Source organism: Pseudoalteromonas sp. ND6B, from assembly GCF_000764215.1.
GTDB classification, from domain to species: Bacteria; Pseudomonadota; Gammaproteobacteria; order Enterobacterales; family Alteromonadaceae; genus Pseudoalteromonas; species Pseudoalteromonas tetraodonis.
In genome coordinates this window covers 1-818 of sequence record NZ_JQFL01000063.1, presented here as the reverse complement: position 1 = coordinate 818, position 818 = coordinate 1, and the positions used below count along the sequence as shown (strand labels likewise).

At 40.7% G+C, this 818-nt stretch carries 2 tRNA genes and 1 rRNA gene; all 3 read right to left on the bottom strand.

Going from position 1 to position 818, the window contains the following annotated elements:
• Nucleotides 1–367: 367 nt before the first annotated feature.
• Nucleotides 368–443 (bottom strand) — tRNA-Ala (locus tag ND6B_RS04470).
• A gap of 111 nt (nt 444–554) precedes the next feature.
• Nucleotides 555–631, bottom strand: a tRNA-Ile gene (locus tag ND6B_RS04475).
• A gap of 76 nt (nt 632–707) precedes the next feature.
• Nucleotides 708–818, bottom strand: a 16S ribosomal RNA gene (locus ND6B_RS0119405); the annotation flags it as partial.

The window sequence follows — 818 nt, the reverse complement described above, 5'->3', positions numbered from 1 at the left end:
ATACGTCCTTCATCGCCTCCAACTGCCAAGGCATCCACCGTGTACGCTTAGTCACTTAACCATACAACCCAAACGGGTCTTTGTTTTGTGACAGTTTAACTTCGCCAGAAGTTAATATTGAATACTAAAGTAGATACCAATCAATAAACGTTAAACGTTTATTAAATGGCACTGAATGATACTGCTATCATTCTTTTTTACTTTTGAAAACTCTGTACAAATAACACTGTTATTCATACGAATTTTATTATCAGCTTTTCCAAATTTTTAAAGAGCAGAGAATCAAAAACTTCTCAAAATTAAACACACTCTATTCTCAGGTGATTGTGCTACCCGATAAAAGAATATTTATTTTTAAGAAGTAAAGTGGTGGAGCTAAGCAGGATCGAACTGCTGACCTCCTGCGTGCAAGGCAGGCGCTCTCCCAGCTGAGCTATAGCCCCACATATGCTGGTCTTACTGTTTGTATACCGACTTCTTTTTAAGACAAGGCGTAAGTTGAGGCCGTTTAGTTTACTAAACAACGAAGCTTACAACGAAGTATTAAGAAGAAGTGGTGGGTCTGAGTAGATTTGAACTACCGACCTCACCCTTATCAGGGGTGCGCTCTAACCAGCTGAGCTACAGACCCAAACAATAAGTGTTGTTCTCTTTACAATTAACAATCATCTGTGTGGACACTACGAACAAATAAGTTCTAAATCGTATAAGGAGGTGATCCAGCCCCAGGTTCCCCTAGGGCTACCTTGTTACGACTTCACCCCAGTCATGAATCACTCCGTGGTAAACGTCCTCCCGAGGGTTAGACTATCTACTTC